At 36.4% G+C, this 12,751-nt stretch carries 10 protein-coding genes and 2 pseudogenes; 4 read left to right on the top strand and 8 right to left on the bottom strand.

The window, feature by feature from the left end; genetic code table 11:
• Positions 1 to 39: 39 nt before the first annotated feature.
• Positions 40 to 1,683: pseudogene (locus H6G44_RS20735) on the bottom strand (S8 family serine peptidase); the annotation flags it as partial.
• A gap of 319 nt (positions 1,684 to 2,002) precedes the next feature.
• On the opposite strand from H6G44_RS20735, the gene H6G44_RS11485 reads away from it, so the two are divergent.
• The 3 genes from H6G44_RS11485 to H6G44_RS11475 all read left to right on the top strand — a co-directional run bounded on the left by H6G44_RS11485 (position 2,003) and on the right by H6G44_RS11475 (position 4,742).
• On the top strand, positions 2,003 to 2,905 hold the full coding sequence (locus tag H6G44_RS11485; protein ID WP_190386641.1) for a helix-turn-helix domain-containing protein: 903 nt from the start codon (positions 2,003 to 2,005) through the stop codon (positions 2,903 to 2,905).
• 257 nt (positions 2,906 to 3,162) lie between these two features.
• The gene (tmk, locus tag H6G44_RS11480) at positions 3,163 to 3,789 is read left to right on the top strand and encodes a dTMP kinase (protein ID WP_190386642.1); all 627 of its coding nucleotides are present in this window, start codon (positions 3,163 to 3,165) and stop codon (positions 3,787 to 3,789) included.
• A gap of 2 nt (positions 3,790 to 3,791) precedes the next feature.
• Complete coding sequence (locus H6G44_RS11475) at positions 3,792 to 4,742, top strand: DNA polymerase III subunit delta' (protein ID WP_190386643.1); 951 nt, start codon at positions 3,792 to 3,794, stop codon at positions 4,740 to 4,742.
• A 30-nt stretch (positions 4,743 to 4,772) separates the two neighbouring features.
• On the opposite strand, the gene H6G44_RS11470 is transcribed toward H6G44_RS11475, so the two are convergent.
• From H6G44_RS11470 to H6G44_RS11445, 6 genes are all read right to left on the bottom strand, one after another.
• On the bottom strand, positions 4,773 to 5,216 hold the full coding sequence (locus H6G44_RS11470; RefSeq protein ID WP_190386644.1) for a VOC family protein: 444 nt from the start codon (positions 5,214 to 5,216) through the stop codon (positions 4,773 to 4,775).
• Positions 5,213 to 6,601, bottom strand: a complete 1,389-nt coding sequence (locus H6G44_RS11465) for a hypothetical protein (protein WP_190386645.1) — start codon at positions 6,599 to 6,601, stop codon at positions 5,213 to 5,215. The genes H6G44_RS11470 and H6G44_RS11465 overlap by 4 nt, the downstream gene beginning before the upstream one ends.
• Entirely contained in the window at positions 6,598 to 6,972 is a 375-nt protein-coding gene (locus tag H6G44_RS11460) for a hypothetical protein (protein WP_190383048.1), read from the bottom strand. Before H6G44_RS11460 ends, H6G44_RS11465 begins: the two co-directional genes overlap by 4 nt.
• Before the next feature lie 3 nt (positions 6,973 to 6,975).
• The gene (locus tag H6G44_RS11455) at positions 6,976 to 10,032 is read right to left on the bottom strand and encodes a CHAT domain-containing protein (RefSeq protein WP_190386646.1); all 3,057 of its coding nucleotides are present in this window, start codon (positions 10,030 to 10,032) and stop codon (positions 6,976 to 6,978) included.
• Positions 10,033 to 10,143: 111 nt separating this feature from the next.
• On the bottom strand, positions 10,144 to 10,986 hold the full coding sequence (locus tag H6G44_RS11450; RefSeq protein ID WP_190386647.1) for a tetratricopeptide repeat protein: 843 nt from the start codon (positions 10,984 to 10,986) through the stop codon (positions 10,144 to 10,146).
• A 463-nt stretch (positions 10,987 to 11,449) separates the two neighbouring features.
• A complete protein-coding gene (locus H6G44_RS11445) occupies positions 11,450 to 11,764 on the bottom strand; it encodes an RNA recognition motif domain-containing protein (RefSeq protein WP_190386648.1) in 315 nt (104 codons plus the stop codon).
• A 354-nt stretch (positions 11,765 to 12,118) separates the two neighbouring features.
• Between H6G44_RS11445 and H6G44_RS11440 the strand changes: the two genes are divergently transcribed.
• A complete protein-coding gene (locus H6G44_RS11440) occupies positions 12,119 to 12,565 on the top strand; it encodes an SRPBCC family protein (protein ID WP_190386649.1) in 447 nt (148 codons plus the stop codon).
• A gap of 51 nt (positions 12,566 to 12,616) precedes the next feature.
• Here the strand turns inward: H6G44_RS11440 and H6G44_RS11435 are convergent.
• Positions 12,617 to 12,751 (bottom strand): annotated as a pseudogene (locus H6G44_RS11435) (photosystem II q(b) protein); the annotation flags it as partial.

Raw genomic sequence — 12,751 nt, 5'->3', positions numbered from 1 at the left:
TTTCCCTGCTAGGGCAGCAATCGAGTCGCCGGTGTTCATCAAGGTATTCTTAACCTGCTGTGCGGTCCAAGTCGGATTTTGAGACCAGACTAAAGCCGCAGCCCCAGCAACGTGGGGACTGGCCATTGATGTGCCACTTTTAAGACCGTAGCCACCATTTGGAATAGTGCTATAAATGCCTGAACCTGGTGCGCCTAAATCCACACTGGTCAATCCATAGTTGGAGAAGGAAGACAGGCCATCAGTGTTTGTGGTGGAAGCAACAGAGATAATATTATCTAGGTTATAGCTGGAGGGATAGTGGGGTAATGTGTCAGTGTTAATAGAGTCATTACCCGCTGCCGCAATGAATAAAGCTCCCTGTTGTCCGGCGGCATTAATGGCATCATACAAGGCTTGGCTATAGCCTCCACCTCCCCAGGAGTTGTTGGTCAGTTTCACGCCCTTGGCTGTGGCATAGTTAATTGCTGAAATGGCACCGGAAGTAGAACCTGAACCAGTGTCGTCCAAAAACTTCAGAGGCATAATCTTGGCATTCCAGGCCACCCCTGTCACACCAACGCCGTTATTACCTTTACCAGCAATAGTTCCTGAAACGTGGGTGCCATGTCCGTCCACATCCATGGGGTTGTTGTCATTATAGGCAAAGTCCCAGCCGCGAATATCGTCTATATATCCGTTATTATCGTTATCTATGCCATCATTGGCGATTTCTCCTGAATTAGTCCAAATGTTGCCTACTAGATCAGGGTGGTTATAATCAACTCCTGTATCAATCACTCCTATGACCAGGTTGGGATTGCCTGTTTGGATATCCCAGGCTTCAGGAGCATCAATATCTGCATCAGGAGTACCGCCACCTTGACCTGTGTTATGCAGTCCCCATAGTTGAGGAAAGCCTGGGTCATTGGGGAATGTGGCTGCTGTGGTGACAATATAATCTGGCTCAATGTACTCGAATGTGGGACTATTTTTATATGTAGCTAGGGCAGTTTCTACAGAGGTTTTTCCAGATAACGTCCATATTTGAGCCCCAGTCAGCTTAATGGTCTCTGTCTTGACTAATCCTAAGGTGTTTTTAATCTCATTGGCTTGGGCGATATTGATTGTGTCATTGAATTTAACAATCAGTTTATTACTGGCATAAGCTGGTTTCGCAGTTCGATATTTTCCTACGGTATCTTGACTATTTCCGTTCGAGGTGATGGATGGAATTTCTAGCACTGGAGATGCCTCAATCAATCCAGTAGTGTATTCTAACACCCAGTCTCCACCTGATGCCGTATTCCCAGTCAAGTCATCAGATGCAGCTACATCTGCCCCGGTTAACTGACTAATTTGCTGGACAAAAGTTTTACCTGCTGAACCCTGAGTAACATTGGAACCATATAACAGAATATCTCCTGTGGCGGTGAGAGATTGACCCCATTTTGATGTGTAACGGCTGAGGGTTGCGGAGTTGAGGACGATTGAACCAAGTGACAAACTGCCTTCTGACCCTTGAGAAATAATCTGAAGGCTATCAATGTTTGTCAGTCCTGATAGATTCTGAGTGATTTGCTGAATATCATCGTTGCTATTGACAAGAAACAACAGTGTACCAGGTTTAACTTGATTAACTAGATTTTGATAATCTTGAATATTTGAATCAATGAAAACGACTGTTTTAGTAGAGCTTGGCATAAACATAACCTTCCGTTATTTTATGAAGTACCTGACTCTCCTAATCTACCCAATACTGTATTAACTTCCGCACTGACTTCATTTAAGTTAATATGACTTCATCTGTCTTGAGAGGTAATTTTGACACCAAAAAACAAAACAATCATTGTCACCTATCTAAAGAGGTATTTTTATAGTGCGCTGATCATGAAAAGATATCACCTATAACATCTGAAATCTAGCCAAATCTTCCGGAAAAACTGGATTATTGTTACTACTAAATTATTTATATATGCCAAAGTCACTAAAAGTAAGTTTTGACTTTATTGAAACAGTTAATATGGCACTTACACGCAATGGCTACTCCAATCAAAGAGCTTTAGCCCGTTCTGCTGGCTTGTCCTTAGCTACAGTTAGCAACTTCCTGACTGGTAAACCCGTGAGTTATGCAACCTTTGAAGAACTGTGTCGCAAATTAAATCTAGACTGGCGAGAAATTACTACCAGTGCTGAAGTAATATCTACCCCCGCTCCATACGCACGAAAAAGAAAACCAAATTTAAATCAATTCCTAGACTGGGGAACTGCAATTGATATTTCAGCATTTTACGGATATAGCCAAGAACTGACACAATTGCAGTCATGGATTTTACAAGATGGTTGTCGCTTGCTAGGATTATTCGGTATCGGTGGAGTTGGGAAAACAACTTTAGCTACTCAACTAGCAAGACAAATTCAGGATCAATTTGATTACGTTTTTTGGCGTTCAGTACCGACAGTTCCATGTTTTGATAGTATGATGACTGACTTACTATCTTTGTTCTCCCATAACAAAGAAAATCAACTCAATATTAATCAAATTATCTATTATTTGCGTACTCATCGTTGTCTGATTATTTTGGATCATGTAGATATTGATCATCTAAAATATATGCAATTCATCAAAATACTTGCTGAAACCTATCATCAAAGTTGTGTGATTTTCACCAGTCGAGAACAATATCAAGAGTTCATTTTTTTGGAATATTGGCTATTATCAGTACGTTCTTTAAAGTTGTCTAATTCCTTAGAAATAGCCTTGTTTCTGATAGAATCACAACCACTATGGGGAACTGATCAAGAAAAGTATGATTTATGTAATTTATGTAATAATAATCCTTTGAAAGTTAAACAAATGATTGTTTCTATAATTCATTTATATAATGGTGATATTAGTAAGTTCTTAAAACGAAATACATCATAAATAGAACTTATATACTAGACAAATTTAACATTATATGTATTATACTGTAAACGGTTCATAGTTTAACCAAATATGAAACCCCTTTCCAAACCTCTCCCTGGAACGGGAAGGGGCTTTGAACCTTTTTTTCGTATGATAAAAAAGTCCAGCTTCTAGCCGTTTTGAGTATAATAAAATTGCCTCTTTTCAGGCTTTTCGTGATCAGGTTTATATAAATAGGGATGTCTAAAAAATCAGTATTTACAAAATTTAACAATATGAGTGGTAAATTAATTGTCTTTGAAGGGGTAGAAGGTTGTGGTAAAACTACTCAGATGCAACTGTGTTTTCAGTGGTTGGAAAGTTTAAATATATCGGTGCTGCTGACTCGTGAACCGGGGGGGACAGAGTTAGGAAAGGATTTGCGGGCGTTATTATTGGAGAAGTCACTAAGTAAGCCAGTAGGGGAAGTTACGGAACTGTTATTGTATGCTGCAGATAGGGCGCAACATATTGAAGAGGAATTAAAACCGAATTTAGCTACAGGTAAATTTATTTTGTGTGATCGCTATACTGATTCTACCATAGCTTATCAAGGTTATGGTAGAGGTTTAGATATGAGTTTAATTAATAATCTGAATCAGATTGCTACTGGGGGTTTAAAAAGTGATATAACTATTTGGTTAGATGTAGATGTGGAGGTGGGTTTATCGCGCAAACGTGGACAAACTAAATTGGATAGAATTGAACAGGAAACTATGGATTTTCATCGTCGGGTACAGCAGGGATATACAGAATTGGCGGTATCTAATCCCTCCCGAATTGTGAAAATAGATGGTAATTATAGTCAAGATATTGTTCAAAAAAATATACAGGAAATTTTACAGAAACGCCTGTTTTCATAATTATGTTTTCGTCATTAATCGGACAACCGCAAGCGGTAGAATTATTAACTCAATCTGTTAAACAACATCGAGTTGCACCAGCTTATATGTTTGTAGGTGCTGATGGTGTGGGTAGAAGTTTGGCAGCAAAATGTTTTATTGAATTACTTTTTTCTAGTTCTATAAAACCTGAGCAAATTCCCATTTTACATAATCGTATTCAGCAAAGAAATCATCCAGCTTTATTATGGGTAGAACCAACTTATCAATATCAAGGACAAAGACTGACCCCAGCAGAAGCAGCGGAAAAAGGAGTTAAACGCAAAGCACCTCCGGTCATTCGGTTGGAACAAATTCGAGAAATTACACAATTTCTTTCCCGTCCACCATTGGAAGCCACGAGAAATGTTATAGTATTAGAACAAGCAGAAACAATGGCAGAATCTGCGGCTAATGCGTTATTAAAAACTTTAGAAGAACCAGGAAAAGCGACATTAATTTTAATTGCTCATTCCCCAGAATCTGTGTTACCAACTTTAGTATCTCGTTGTCAAAAAATCCCTTTTTATCGGTTGGATAATGGTGCTATGACTCAGGTATTGACACAAACAGGAAATACAGAGATTTTGGAATATCCAGAAGTTTTGAATATAGCCGCAGGTAGTCCAGGAAATGCGATTTCATCTTACCAACAATTGCAAACTATTCCTAGTGAGTTTATAGCTCAAGTGAAAAAAAAGCCAACATCTTACCGTCATGCTTTAGAATTAGGTAAGAAAATTGATAAGGAATTAGATACAGAAGCGCAATTATGGTTAATTGATTATTTACAACAATACTATTGGCAACAAATACATGAACCGAAAATTATTCAACAATTAGAAAAAACTCGGAAACATTTACTTTGTTATGCTCAACCTCGTTTGGTTTGGGAATGTACATTTTTAGCTTTGTTTCAGATGTCACAAATATAATTTAATTATTGGTATTTCCTATTATCTCATTTAATGGGGATCACAACGAATTTCAATCATAAACCCATCAGGATCATAAAAGTACACTCCTCTACCAGTGGGACGGAAAATAGGACCATAAGCAATGACTAAATTATTTTCTTTAATTACTGCTAATGCTTGGTCAAATAATTCGGGAGCAATATCAAAGGCTAAATGATATGCTCTGGTAAAGGATTTACTAGGATCTGGATTTGGTGGTAATAATTCTGGTTCTCCAAATAGGTCTATAATTGTACCGTCGGGAGTGATGAAATTAGCAACTTTACCAGCATTGACAAGTTCTATTAATGTTTGTGGTATTTCGTCCCCTGTAAGTTCGTGTAAGCCTAAAATATGACCATAAAAATGGCGAGATGCTGCCATATTTTGGACATTAAAAGCGATATGATGGACTTTACGGAGGTAGCCTGTGGGAATGGTTTTGTTAGTCATTTGCGAGGATAGCGATCAATAATTAACCAAATAAGAAGAGTCCATACCAAGGTAGCAATTATGCTTAAAATTAATGAGGCCGAAAAGGGATTTTTTGGTATTATTGGTAATAAAGGTAGATTGATTTTATCAATGTGTTGAACTATCACACCGGAAACTATCGCACCTCCACCCAAACCTATACCTAATATTTGTACTGTTCTTTCTAAAGAGCGATCGCTTTTAGCTTGTTCTATTTCCACTATACCACGAATTGTATCAACAAATTGCCCAAATAATTCCTGTCCTGGGGTGAGATAGTTAATATCAGTTTGAATTTGTTCTTGCAATTTTTTACATTCTTTATCTAGGAAATCTTGCCAGAATTGGGGACTTGTTTGATTATTTATGGCTGTAATTTTATTTAAGCAAATTCGGTAATTTTTAAAATTTGTCTGAATGGATGTATTATGAATTTGTAAATCTTGCAAACATCGGGTATAATCAAAGCTTTTTTGGGGAATTTCTGATAATAGTTTCTTTAAATCAGATATCTGTGTTTTTGGGTTAGATATTAAAGTTTGAAAATCTTGAATTTTCTTCTCTAAATAACTATAAATTGTTCTCGCCTTTTGGTGACTTTGACTTGCTTGGTAATTAACAAAGAGAATTTTCTGATAACAGCATAATAAATTTAATAACCACTGATAAGGATCTCCAATAAATTGGACTGTGTTAGCTTGTTGATTATTTAAAAGGATCAAAATCTGACATTGTTTAACAGGATTATTTGGTTCATTGGGATCATTTGCTTGGTAGATAAAGAGTAAACTATTGAATAATTGTCCTGAGTGAGTAGAAACAGGATTTAAGTTTGTATCAGCAACTAAAGCATTAGCGATTTTTTCAGCTAATAAATTACAGTCTTCATTTACGTCAACTTCTCCACAAATCCATAAAGTTTGTCCTAAAGATGCTTGAATTTGGGAAGGTAAAAAACAACTAGGTTTAAAACGTTGGATTTGCAGTACATTAATATCAATATTTGCTGACTCTGGAAGCAAAGTTAAATCAACTGCATAAGTATCATTAAGTAACAATGGTTGTAAATTACCATTAATTTTAAATCCGTCTGTAGTTGGGAAACTTCCTAAATCTACTAAATCTCTGGAATGAGTTAACCATTCGTTTTTTCTTCCTACTTCTTGTTGGGGTTCATATTTACCATTTTTATAACAAATTAATTGAGATTTTAAATCTTTTAAACTGGTAGCAGGAAATGAAGATACACCCAAATTAGAAAGATTATCCCACAAAAGATGGGCATTTTCTAAAACTTGATCAGGTGTATGTGCAAGAGTATGTCGCAAATGGAAAGCATGGAGAGTAATACTAAAATTTTTCACGGTTTTGGTTGGGATTTTTTATCATCAGATAAAGATGAATTTAATTTTATAGCATTTTGAATCAGTTCTTTAGAAGATTCACTAGGTTCGTTTGCTGGTGTTGGCCATTTAGCACCACCTAGACCCAATGTATTCTCGGACTTGGTTAATTCAGAAGGAATTTCTTGCCTTTTTTTATCAAATGCTTGTTTAATTTGAGAACGTGATTCTAATTTTAACCAATTTCTAATTTCGGTAGATATTTCTTGTGAATCTTCTGGTAAATTACTGGCTAATTTATCTAAATTATCCCAGTCTTCTCTAGAAAATAAACTAGATTCAGATTCTATTAATTTAACAAAAGCTTGGATTGTTCTTTGATAGGCAGACATTGTTTAAACTCCTTTACCAATTGCACAAAAAGCTGACCAACAAAAAGGTGATGCGAATATTTTGACGTTACTTCCTTGTTCTTGTTCCTCCTTTGAAAAGTAATCATTTAATTCATCTTGCCAATCTTCATCCAGATTTGATTGTGGTAGCCATTTTCTAAACCCTAAAATATTTGTATCTCTTAACCATCTTTGGGAATTTTGCAAAGCTAAGACAATATTATTTTGATGCTTTAATTCTTCGTAAAATTTTATCATTAATAAAGCCGTAGCTATTGTACTAACAGTCCATAAACTACCAACTATATTGGTGCTACCGGCTAACAGAAAACCATTAGGTAAACCAATATATTCATCACTAATATTTGTACCATCTATCATGCCAGTTTCGCAAGCAGCCAGAGTAACTAAACGACAGTTTTCTAATTTAATATGAGTGATGATATCCGCTAAAGTGAGAATTTTATCCGCTAATTTTAAACCCGAATTGAGAGGAATATTAGCATTGAAATAACCATGACAAAAGAAAAAGAGATTATTGGCTTTCGTCAAATTTTCATTATTTGGAATAATTGCTGATTCTTTAGCTTTATCTTGTTTTAAAATATCACCATTACTAAACTGCTTTTTAATTGCTGCAACTGCACCTAAGTCTTTTCCATATAAATCTTCTGTGGGTGTTTGGATAGCAAATAAAGATTTAAAATCATCACGTTGACGGAGTTGAATTTGTTGTAATATTTGCAGACTGGGTACATAACCCACACCTTGAGGAAATAAATCCATTAAATAGGAATTTCTAACGGGTAAAGCATGGAGAGGGAAAAGGTGTAAAAATTGATGAGGAATCAAAATCAGTTTTTCACATTGTGGAGGTATTTTATCTAAAATTTCCTCAATGTGTAGGATTGACGCTAACTTTTGTAACTGTTGTTCTAACTGATTTTTCCATACTTGTTTTTGTTCTCTATCTCTATAGTTACCTACATATTCATTAGCCCAATCAAATAAAGCTTCTCTTTCTACTGATGAAGATTCCCAAATTTTGATTTCTTTACCTCCTGGTTGAATCACAAAAGCGAGAATTTTATCAAAAGTAATATACCATTCAATTATTCCTGTATCATTATCAACTATTTTCTCTAATGACGCGAAATTAAACTTATAATCAATGGGTAAATGTGTATCTTGTAATTGTTGCCGTTGTTGTCGTAATTTCTGGAGATGTTGCCATGAAAATGTAGTATTTTTAACCTTTCCAGTTTGCAGTAAATTCTGTTTACTCGCTATTTCATCTCGCAGTTGTTCTAGCTGGGTAACAACCGCAAGAGGGAAGATGGTTTTTAAGTCACGGTTAAGGATTTCTTCTACTAAATTGCGAGTTTTACTGCGTTCAATATATTCAATAGCTTCTGTTTCTCTACCCAATGCTAAACAAACTTGCACCATGCGTATAAAAAGTTTATTCGATTCTTCCGCTTGTTTGCGTTTACTTTCTTCTCCAGAAATAATTTCACCGCGCAAATCTTCAAAAATGCCAATGGCAGATTTAAAGGTATCGTAAGCTGAATCTAACTGTTGTGATTCTTGGTAAGCAATACCTAAACTTGATAAAATTTGGGCGTTATGTTGAGGAAAATCTGTGTGGGTATAAACCTCTAAAGCATTAGTATAAGCATTGATAGCCTTAATGGACTCTTCCAGATTCTCGGTTTTATCTCCCCTGATTCTGTTGCTGTAGACAAGCCCCAGATTATTTTGCGTCTCTGCCCATTTTTCAGGACAAGCGTTGCGGGTTCTGACTTCTAAAGCATCAGTATAAGCAGCAATAGCTTTTTCCAGATTATCCGCTTTATCTCCCCTGATTCTCTCACTGTAGGCAGCCCCCAGATTATTTTTCGTCGTTGCCCAATCTTGAGAAAAATCATCGGTGCGCGTATAAAATTCTAAGGCATCAGAAAAAGCAGCAATAGCCTTTTCCAGATTATCCGCTTTATCTCCCCTGATTCTCTCACGGTAGGCATTCCCCAGACTATTTTTCGTCGTTGCCCAATCTTGAGAAAAATCATCAGTGCGGGTATAAAATTCTAAGGCATCAGAAAAAGCAGCAATAGCCTTTTCCAGATTATCCGCTTTATCTCCCTTGATTCTCTTACGGTAGGCAATCCCCAAATTATTTTGCGTGGTTGCCCTTTTTTGAGGAAAAGCGGTGCAGGTTCTGACTTTTAAAGCATCAGTATAAGCAATGATAGCAATTTCAATGTTATCGGCTATATCTCCCCTGATTCTCTCACTGTAGGCAGCCCCCAGATTATTTCGCGTGGTTGCCCAATCTACAAGAAAATCAGTGCGGGTTCTGACTTTTAAAGCATCAGTATAAGCAGCGATCGCAATTTCAATGTTATCGGCTTTATTTCCCCTGATTCTGTTTAAGTAGGCATTACCCAAATTATTTTTCGTCATTGCCCAATTTTTCGGGGAAGTGGGGCGGGTATACACTGAGGAAACTATATCATAACCAGTGATAGCAATTTCGATGTTATCGGCTTGATTACCTAAAGGAAATTCTCGAATCAGATTACTAAAATTACCTATAACTTCAGCGAAAAATTGTTTTGCGTCTGGTTCTGCTTCCGCTAATGTTTTCGTTGCCCGAACCTGTAATAATTGGCCAAAAGTCAGATTCAATTTATCTGTATTCGCTTTGAGTAAGGGGTAAACTACCTGGCGATTACCTTTACTTTCTGCGGTTGCTTGTAATACTTCTAATAAAAATTGTAAATAGGTATCAAAATTTGCTTGATTAAGCGGCGTTTCTGGTTCTGGGGTTAGGGGTATATCTAACTCTTCACTCAGTTGAGAAGCTAACCCCAGCAACCAGTTAGCAGTATTTTCCTCTCCCTGTTGGGTAAAGGTCGCTGCTACCTCTACCACCACTTGTAAAAAATCAACATCGAGTAATTCCCTGTTAGCTTGTAATATAGCCGCTTCTTGACCATGGGGACAACTAAGCAGTTGTTGAACTAGCTGATAATATGTCTGTAGACGCTGTTCATTCATAAGTTAGGACTGGATAGGGTAGAACCTAGATCATGCTTCAATAGTATTTTGACACATTGCGGACAATATTACCCTACAAATCCCGAAAATCCTGATTCTGACATTGCGAGTTTATTTACTTAATTCCTCAATATTTCTCATAACTTGTTGATACAAGTCCTTATTTCGCTCTTTTTCAAAAATCGCTGCTGCTTGTTGTAAATCTTTTAATGCACCGCGTTTATCACCAAGTGCAGAATAGGCATTACCACGATTATTATAAGCAGCACCAAATTTAGAATTAATGCGAATGGCTTCATTATAATCTGATATTGCTTTCTGTTGTTCTCCTCTAAAGGCATAAGCATTACCGCGATTATTATAAGCTATAGCATATTCTTGATTAATCCGAATTGATTGAGTATAGTCTTCTAATGCGCCATTCTTATCACCTTGATTAGCACGGGCATTACCTCGATTATTATAAAATTCAGCAGAATTAGGCTCAATACTAATTGCTTGATTATAATCTGCAATTGCTCTTTTATATTCTCCCATAGAAGCAAAAACATTAGCACGATTATTATATACTTCCCCATCCTGACTATTAAGATTCAATGCTTGATTATAATCTGCGATCGCACCCTGTTTATTACCAATATCAAAATAAACCAATCCTCGGCCTTTAAAAGCTGGTGCAAACTCAGGATTGAGACCAATAGATTTACTATAGGCAGCAATAGCCGCTTGGGAATTACCTTTGAGGTGTTGAGTTTGTCCCTGAACATAAAATTTCCCAGCTTTAGATGTTTTCCCTATTCGTGGATTTGGGGTAGTTGTAGCTCTTTCTGTCACCAAAACATCTTGATTATGACTGCAAGAAACGCAAATAATACTACTGAAAATCGTAAACATCGCTATAGTAAATGCTCTGTTTATTCCTCGTTGTTTTTGTGTTAATAACTGCCATTTCATAACTTACTATAATTGTCATTATACCTGGAGTAAATCATTCCTAAATTACTTGCTTAATTCGGCAATATTCTCACTTTTTAATTAAAATTAAATTCAAATTAGAAAATTCCCTGAAGTTCTGCAGAATTAACGAATAAATTTATCCAGTCAATCACCGCATAATAGTAAAAATTAAAAATAAAATCCTTGATATCTATTACATTATTACTAAAACTCCCTGATAATTCTGTTAATTGTTTAGCACTTTTATAAAAATTTCCATAGCAGTATTAGCCATAATCCTCTTCACAAAATCAGCAATAATATCTATAATTTATTAAAGACTTTTAAGTTCTAGATCATTATTTTTTCCTGACAACCCTAATCAGAAAATTTCCCATTAAAAAAGCCCAGGTTTTGACTCCTGAACTGCTGTTAAAATTAATTGTCCTAGATGGGGATATTATTTATCCACCTTAGAATACTAGTAGCGATTACGTGCGCCGAAGCTGCCACCACCACGGTTCCCACCACCACCACCAAAAGAACCACGTTCTTCTCTTGGTTTAGCTTTATTGACCTTTAAATCACGTCCCATCCATTCAGCGCCATCAAGGGCTTCAATGGCTTTTTCTTCTTCTGCATCTGATTCCATTTCCACAAAACCGAAACCGCGAACTTTACCCGTTTCTCGGTCGGTAGGTAACTGTACACGCTTGACAGTTCCATATTCCTTGAAAATTTCGCTTAAACCATCTTGGGTAACTTCATAAGAGAGGTTGCCTACATAAATTGACATAGATTTTCTCCAAAATCATAAGAGTGTAGAGATTTAGATTTCGGAGAAAAGTCTGTAAATACCAAAGGGAAAAGGCCTATCAATACTAAAAACAAAAGCAGTCCACCGAATTACTTCTCAACTCCTATTATTGCATAATAAATCATTTATAAACGGGTAAATTTCAAAAAGTTTATAAAATTTTTTTATACCTCAATTAGGGAACTACTGGCAGGAGTGCTTTGCTATTTGGTGCATTTTCTCATTATACTGATTTTAAGGAGTTTTTAGATGTCAAATTTCGGGTTTTCAGCCTATTTTCTTATAAAATTATAAATATTGAATCTAAAGGCTAAATTTTAGGTTTTTTTGTTCATGTTGCACTTTAAACATTTTTCAATCATTAACGCACCAGTAGAAGTAGTTTGGAAATTCCACGAAAGACCAGACATATTGCAAATACTCACCCCACCCTGGCAACCAGTACAAGTAGTCAGACGTGAAGGTGGACTCTTAGCGGGTGCAATTACGGAATTTCGGCTTTTTCTGGGCATTTTACCCTTAACTTGGTTAGCGCGTCACACAGACTATGAAAAGTATCATCTGTTTACTGATGAACAGATATCTGGACCTTTTGATTCCTGGGTACATCGTCATGAGTTTACATCAGAAAACGGCAAAACTAAATTAACCGATAATATTACTTATGCCATACCTGGTGGTGATGGAGTAGAATTTATGAGTGGTTGGTTAGTACAAGCACAGCTAGAAGCAATGTTTCGCTATCGTCATTATGTGACTAAACGCGAATGTGAAAAATGAACACAAAAAAACGCCCCCCTGTGGAGAGCGTTTTTTATTTAACTAGACTTATTAACCGTTGATAGCAGGAGCACTTAAAGCAACAGGAGCAACATCAGCAGCAGCCAAATCTAGAGGGAAGTTGTGAGCGTTACGCTCGTGCATTACTTCCATACCTAAGTTAGCGCGGTTGATTACGTCAGCCCA

It is taken from the genome of Aphanizomenon flos-aquae FACHB-1287, assembly GCF_014698755.1.
GTDB lineage: Bacteria > Cyanobacteriota > Cyanobacteriia > Cyanobacteriales > Nostocaceae > Dolichospermum > Dolichospermum flosaquae.
The sequence above is the reverse complement of the archived record's forward strand: the minus strand, read 5'-3'. Positions and strand labels throughout refer to the sequence as shown.